Here is a 7,444-nt window from a genome sequence, read left to right on the forward strand (position 1 = left end):
GATTTCATCCCGATAAATATTAGGACACAAAAATAGAGTTTTAACTTTTAATTTTGTGTCATTATGAGTAAGCATCGTCAAAGCTGGAGTCAGCAACAGAAATTACAGATAATTTCCTTTTACAAAGAAAAAGGTATTGGAGCAGCGTCTGCTGAATTTGGAGTATCCTCTACAACTATTTACAACTGGGAAAAGATTTTAGATCAGACAGGAGAGTCAGGTTTAGAATCAATTAAGAAGTCAGACAAGGATTTAGCAATCAAGCGATTAGAGCGTGAGATTCGAGAGCTTCGCAATATAGTTGCCGACAATGCTTTGGAGCTGAGAATAAAAGATGAGCTTTTAAAAAAAAGTCAATTGAAAAAGAGTTAAAAATGGAAGTCGCTATTGAATTTATTAGCCAGGGATTTCCAATTAGAAACGTCTTGAGCCATTGTGGATTATCGAAGAGTTCATTTTATTATAAACCCTCAGATGGCAAAGCTGGAAGAAAACCTTATGCGACTATATATGATTCTAAAGGTAGAGAAGTGACAGAATCAGCAATTGTTGGACGTATTAAGTTATTGTTCGCCAAGCCTTTTGTTGACTATGGAGCTTATAAAACGTTTCGTCATTTAGTGGACAAAGAAAAATATAGAATAAGCAAACACTATGTTTATAAATTAATGAAAATCAACAATTTACTTAGAGGAAGCAATCCGATTTCGAGTAAAAAATCAAATCGAAACCGAGTAAAAGATTTGATTCCCAAAGTGGAGACAGAGTTTAGTTTTTTTGAATTTGACATTAAATATGTCTGGGTAAGTGGCCAACGTAAAAGTATGCAAGTATTAACGATCTTAGATATATTCAGTAGATTTAATATTGGCCATTACATGGCTTACAATATAAAAAAAGAAGATGTAATAAAGCTATTTGAAAAGGTCATTGCTGAGTTTGGATTGCCTAAAAATTTTATAGTAAGAAACGATAACGGTAGTCAATTTATAGCAAGTGTGGTGCAAGATTTTCTAAAAAACAATGGCATTACACAGGAATTTACAAAACCAGGTACACCGCAACAAAATGCTCATATTGAATCTTATCATTCAATTATGGAAAGAACTGTCTGTCAGAGGTTTGAGTTTGAAAATATAAAAATAGCAAAAAGAACAATAGACGAATTCAGAGAATTCTATAACTTTGAAAGAATTCATGGAGGTATTGGTTTTATCAGTCCTTATGAATATTTACTTCAAAAAGGAGTTGACTTAAAATCAACCCCGTTTATGAAGTCTGCTAGAGGGGGGAAATCAAACTTAGTCAATTATAAAAAAGTGTCCTAATATTTACTGGATAACCCAAAATCTAAATGAAAATTTGTGCTTTTAGAATGGCATAACTAAATATTTAATTGAATTATTTAATGTGTCTAAGTTCAGAAATTATTGTTGAAAAGAAATAGAAAAACAGTATTTTTGCAAACTAATTTTATAAGTGATTTCCAGGATTTATTATTAGTAAACCTTCATTATTATCTCAAATGTTTAAAAAATTACAAATATTACTATTGTTTTTCATATCTAACATTGTAAACTCACAAAATCCAACTTTAATATGGGAAAAATCGTTTATTATGCCTGGTCTTGAGGAATCTTATTTCACTGCAGAACTCAAAGATAGTACATTTTTAAGTGTTGGATATTCAAACTCATTTTCGGGTTCTAATTCTCAGATCTGGATTATAAATTTCAATAAAGAAGGTAATTTGATTTGGCAAAAACAACTACTTGTAAATGGGTATAGTATTCCAAAAGACCTTATATCAGATAATTTAGGGAACATTTATCTTGCTATTGGATCAACTGCGGGATATTCACATGACAAATCCGATGTTTCCTATGGAAACTACGACTTTTGGATTGTTAAATTAGATAATTTAGGTAATAAGATTTGGGACAAAACCTTTGGCGGTAACGATTTCGACTTACCTGAATCCATAACAATAGGAAGTGATAATAAAATTTATGTATCTGGTAGTACTGGATCATCTATTTCAGGGAACAAAAGTGCCCAAACTTATGGTAATTCGGACTTTTGGGTTCTAAAACTAGACCACAATGGAAATAAGATATGGGAGAAATCATATGGTGGTAATGGTGGGGACTTTTGCAGAGATCATACCGAAATAAATGGCATTTTATATTTATCTGGACATTCTGAAATTTCAAATAATCAGTCATCTTTTAATTATGTGGGAAATTCTGATCTTTGGATATTAGGGATAAACCATGACGGTTCATTAGTTTTTGAGCGTATTATTTATGGATTTGGTAGTGATTATAGTAGCTGTATCACTGACTCTAAAGATGGTAATTTGATAATAGGTGCGAGAAGTGGTTCCACCCAAGGTTACGACAAATCTCAAAACAATTTCGGTTATTTAGACTTTTGGATTATAAAACTTTCGTTGAATGGAAATATTATTTGGAATCAATCATATGGAGGAAACGACAATGACTCTATTGACGATATTATTGTAGATCAGCACCAGAATATTTTGGCATTTGGAACTACCGCAAGTAGTGTTTCAGGGAATAAATCAACCATTCTCAAAGGTTGGCAGGATTACTGGATTTTTAAACTAAATCCAGCTGGTGCAAAATTATGGGAACGGACTTATGGTTCCAATTCCTACGAAATTGCAAGAAATATAGTAATATCTCATGATAATCATATCTATATTACTGGTGAATCAGCTGGAAAAAACTCCTTTGACAAGTCTTCAATAGCTATGAATCGGGACCCTTGGATACTTAAAATTAAAGATTGCCCACCAGTTCAAGATCCTATTTCACAAGTTGAAACTGTAAACTTAGGTCGAAGTATTAGTATCAATAACAATTCTTGCCTAGGCACAATTCATTGGTATAATTCTAATTTTCAAGAAATCAAAATTGGGAATCCACTTATTTCAGCTCCGATTTTTAGTCAAACTAGATATCTAATTAAATGCAAATTTGAAGGCTGTATGAATTTAAACTATATCCCTGTAGATGTCTTAACGAAATGTCCCGATAATTACATTTTCAGTATAGTAGATAATCCTATTGGAAGTTACATTTCTAAAGATTTCATTAAAATTAATAGTTCAATAAAGTCAAATACTCAATTCAAAACAAATGGCTTCATAAGTCTTGATCCTGGATTTACTTCCGAAGACGGAGTTGTTATCATTACAGAAATAAATGGGTGTCAAAACTAAATTTATTGAAATGTTTGTCAATCCTATATAATATTACACTTGATATCATTCTAGTCCCAATTAATCTCTGGCAAATTCTCAAATTTGTAATCATATTCGTCATATATAGACCAAAATGATTACATTATCTTAAGTAAACATAGTATTTGGAACAAAAAATAGAAAAAAAACCAAATACTAATTCCTGTTTTACAAAAAAAATCCCTAACTTAAGACATTAGAAACCAAGTTTTTATGAAAATTGACAGAATAACTTTCGACCTAATGGTATTGGGCGGATAACCTTGTATAAGGGGAATGCGGGTAACTGTTGGGCTTTTGGAATTTGGTGATAACTTAGCGAAGATTTTATCCGCATATCCTTATCTCGAAGAAGAGTATATTAAACAAGCATTCTCTTATGCTACATGGCGTGCTGAGGAGATTGACATCTCTGCAAGGGCTTCATGAAAACTCTAATAGACATGAATCTTTCGCCGTTATTGGAAATTTTCTTTACTGTATATAATATAGAGGTAGTCTTCGGTCTAAAATAGGTAAAGCCTAAGCACTAGGCACAGAAATATTCCTATATGCCCCAAATCCTGATTTATAGTATTCGCCAATGACCTTGATTTTGGTAGTATCTTCGCAGCCACAAATGCACATTTCCCAAGTGTTTTTCAATTGAAAAGTCAGGAACTTATGCTAGAATTAATTGGTCAAAAAAGTATTGAATGGATTAGAAAAATACAAAAACCAACTTCTAAGTAGAATTTTAGTAACATTAAATTTGACAATTGTCATTTTTAACCTCGGATAAAATCTTTAGCTTGAACCTTAAAACAATAAATACAATGACAAATGCATTTCTCAACTTGGTAGTCTATCCTCGCAGTATTTTTATGACCGCAGTTTTCGGACTTGTTTGTATCGCCCTCGCAGCAGCAGTTTTGATTTTTATGTTTGGAGATAGGAAAGAGGTGGAGTGATGGACTTGATTTAAACTTAACGATATAATAGTCAATCTGATTTTCTTGATGAGGTGATTTGTCAATTAACTGAAACATGGAAATTCACTATTGCTGAATAAACATACCTTTTGTACTATCAATATTATTTTAAATCCCAACTAGTAAAAACACTCTTTACTGTTGATATCGAAAATCCGTTTAACTTTATTGCAGTTAGTTTGAATACAAAAATTTCAGTAATTCGAAAATTGCTGAGGCAGTTAGGCTTTGTGAAATTGCAATTCCATTTGAAATCAAAAATTCCTTTAAAGAGTTCTTCCTATGTTCCTTTACTTCTAAACTCTCATTATTCTCGATGTCTTCGATGTGATTTTTAATTGACTTAACTTTATCAACCCCTATATCTTTTACCTGTGAAATAAATTCCGTTATAACTTTCGAGTTGACATCGAAATTATTTTCGTTAAAATTTACAGTAGAATTTTTAATATTGATATTGCCGAACTTCATAAACTTTTTATTAATTCTCGTTGAAACTCACATTACTTTCCCGTATAAATATATCTCCTATTTCTCTCTCCATTTTACTTTTCTTCTTGATTTTAGTAAAACCAGTTGCTAATGCTTTAATTTCTACATCATCAAAACTTACAGGACATTGTAAAACAGTAACATTTTTTAAAATAGCCCTATTTATCGTATTTGTTTCAAAATGATATTTATCTTTTGAAGTATTGCATTCATCACAACAACAAGGTATCATTTCTTTCACCTTAGGATTATTTAAAGATTTATTGATTATTTCAATATTCTGATTAATCAATTCTAATAATGCGAATTTTTTAAGACTTTTTATTTCCTCAACTTCACTAGATTTTGTAGTTTCTTTTTCACCGTGTAAGTTGTTACTATTTTTAGAATAATCATTTACAAAAATTTTAATTTTTTTTGAAAAAGGGTCGGAAAGAACTAAAGCCTCAGCGTCCTTATTTTTAAAAACTACACCAAATTTCCAAAACAATTTTCCTTTTATAGATTCATTTAATCTAACTATAAGCCTATTTATTATTCCATCTGGCATAAATTCATAATGATATTCAAATGATAAATTTTTTGAATAATCCCAAAAAAAGTCAGGCTTAATAGGGTTTAATAATTCTGGAATAATGTATTCACGAGAATTAAAAAACTCAAAACACAATTCAAATTTTTTCATTAATTCCACTAAATGAAGATATTTATCTTTAGGATAATCATTCCATATTTCCTTCAATTCAGGATAAGAGAATTTCCCAAAATTTGATTGAACCTTTTTTGTGTCTAGTATCTTATATACAGCATTTGTAGCCCATTCAGGCTTTAAAAAAATTATATCATTTAGGATTTCATCATTCTGGAAATGTAAAAAAACTCCTAAATCGTGAAAATATTGACTAAGAAAATTAGCTCTCTCTTCATTCAATTCGTTTTTCTTACACAAAATCAAGTATTCTGCATAATCAATGTAATCCTTATTTAGCTCCTCTAAAGTCAATCTAATATCAAGCCACACTTTTGGCAATTTATCTCCAATATGAGGCAAACTATTTAATTCTTGTGAAATATTCTGTTTCAATTTTTCAATACCATTATCATTTTTTGCACTTACTTTATTAAATGATACAATATTCTGAAAATTAGTCTTTAAGCTATTCTCATCAATAGTACGTATTCTTTCATCAATTTTATTTTGAATACATATAATTGGTGCATTATCACTTAATAAATTTACTATATTTAACCAATATTCAAATTTCCTATCGTCATCACGAGCTGTCCATACAAATAAATATAAGGATCTTTTAGTCAAAAAAAACTGATGAGTAGAATGGTAAATTTCTTGCCCTCCAAAATCCCAAAGATTTACTCTGAAATTTTCTGTCTTACCTGTTTTGGTAAAATAATAACTTATTTGAATTCCTTCGGTAGATTTTTCACTTTCATTAAATTCATTTGTGACTAATCTTTTCATCAAACTACTTTTTCCAACATTGCCTTCTCCGACAATAATCAATTTAGCTTCGAAGATTTCAACTTCATCTTTAAGCGATTGGAAATAATTAACAATCGACTTAGCCCCTCTGAATATAATTTCAATAGGCACATTTCTAATTTCTAAATTATATGATTTAAAAACCACTAAATTTATAAGAAATTCTAAACTTCTTGGAAGATATGTAATATTTGTGTTACTAATATTGGCTCTATGCTGAATAGAGTGGGTACTTGAATTTGAGTTTAGCAGCAATGAAGTAAATCATACTGATAAAATTGTTTTTATTTCTGTATCCACGAGCCCTAGCTTTAGCCAATTGGATTTTACTATTAATACCTTCTAAAATTCCGTTTGAAATATGGTATTTAGAATAGTTTGTAATTCCTTTCCAATGTTTGATTACGGTGTCTGCAAATTTCTCAAATTGAGGTATCATTGCCTCTTTTACCATATCACACCAATAGGCTAAAAACCCTTGAGCTTCTTGAGGCGATTTAATAGACCAAAAGTCGTCAAATAGTATTTTTAAACGATAAGCCGCACCTAATCTGGGTAATGCCTCTAGTGACATATCTCTCTGTGTTTTTTGAGAAGCCGTCATGTTTTTGTCATTTTTGAGAAACAAATACTTTTGCCCTTTTAGCATTAGGTGATTCTTTAGTTCTTGTTTTCTTAAGTCGTCCATACTTTTATTCAAGAGTGCTTTGACATGATACCTATCAAATACTATTTGAGCATTTGAAAATTCTGACTCCACACCACTGATAAAAGAGGGTGATAAGTCTATACAAACTTGCTTGATATTCTGTCTCTGGGTACCTTTAGTTTCCAGATAATCAGCTATTTTCGTAATGGTGTCTGCTCCCTTGCCCTCAGTTGCATGTACTACCCTTGAAGTTTTCATATCCACCGCAACGGTTATATAATCATGCCCCTTTTTAGAACTTGTCTCGTCTATTCCCAATGTTGAAATATCACTATGATCTGCACCACAATAAGCAATTCCAAGCCAATAATTAAAGATATTCCAGATGCGATTGGGGTAAACTCCAATCACTTTGCCTACCTTGTTGACTGGCATTTCTTGCTCTATTAACAACATACTAAATGCCTCAAACAGAAGTGTAAAACCACTACCTTCCCGTGCCCACGGTACTGAGACTTGTTCAACCTTATTCTCAACAGTTTTTACACGTGGTATTTTACAAT

At 31.1% G+C, this 7,444-nt stretch carries 8 protein-coding genes; 5 read left to right on the forward strand and 3 right to left on the reverse strand.

Annotated elements, in window-relative coordinates:
* Positions 1-63 precede the first annotated feature (63 nt).
* The 5 genes from EGI31_RS13995 to EGI31_RS14015 all read left to right on the forward strand — a co-directional run bounded on the left by EGI31_RS13995 (position 64) and on the right by EGI31_RS14015 (position 4,218).
* Positions 64-372 carry a helix-turn-helix domain-containing protein gene (locus EGI31_RS13995; protein ID WP_255035463.1) on the forward strand — a complete coding sequence of 103 codons (309 nt, stop codon included), beginning with the start codon at positions 64-66 and terminating at the stop codon, positions 370-372.
* A gap of 2 nt (positions 373-374) precedes the next feature.
* Positions 375-1,328, forward strand: a complete 954-nt coding sequence (locus EGI31_RS14000) for a DDE-type integrase/transposase/recombinase (protein WP_255036611.1) — start codon at positions 375-377, stop codon at positions 1,326-1,328.
* Between the two features lie 197 nt (positions 1,329-1,525).
* A complete protein-coding gene (locus tag EGI31_RS14005; RefSeq protein WP_255037850.1) occupies positions 1,526-3,247 on the forward strand; it encodes a hypothetical protein in 1,722 nt (573 codons plus the stop codon).
* 288 nt (positions 3,248-3,535) lie between these two features.
* A complete protein-coding gene (locus EGI31_RS14010; protein ID WP_310586217.1) occupies positions 3,536-3,697 on the forward strand; it encodes a DUF433 domain-containing protein in 162 nt (53 codons plus the stop codon).
* Between the two features lie 386 nt (positions 3,698-4,083).
* Positions 4,084-4,218 carry a hypothetical protein gene (locus EGI31_RS14015; RefSeq protein ID WP_255037852.1) on the forward strand — a complete coding sequence of 45 codons (135 nt, stop codon included), beginning with the start codon at positions 4,084-4,086 and terminating at the stop codon, positions 4,216-4,218.
* A gap of 195 nt (positions 4,219-4,413) precedes the next feature.
* On the opposite strand, the gene EGI31_RS14020 is transcribed toward EGI31_RS14015, so the two are convergent.
* The 3 genes from EGI31_RS14020 to EGI31_RS14030 all read right to left on the reverse strand — a co-directional run.
* A complete protein-coding gene (locus EGI31_RS14020) occupies positions 4,414-4,710 on the reverse strand; it encodes a hypothetical protein (protein WP_255037853.1) in 297 nt (98 codons plus the stop codon).
* A gap of 10 nt (positions 4,711-4,720) precedes the next feature.
* Complete coding sequence (locus tag EGI31_RS14025; protein WP_255037854.1) at positions 4,721-6,487, reverse strand: COR domain-containing protein; 1,767 nt, start codon at positions 6,485-6,487, stop codon at positions 4,721-4,723.
* Positions 6,444-7,444 (reverse strand): ISL3 family transposase (locus EGI31_RS14030; protein WP_255035273.1); only part of this gene is annotated, 1,001 nt, incomplete at its 5' end. The genes EGI31_RS14025 and EGI31_RS14030, both read right to left, overlap by 44 nt.

The sequence above is a fragment of the Lacihabitans soyangensis genome (genome assembly GCF_024343775.1).
In the GTDB taxonomy this organism is placed as follows: Bacteria; Bacteroidota; Bacteroidia; order Cytophagales; family Spirosomataceae; genus Leadbetterella; species Leadbetterella soyangensis.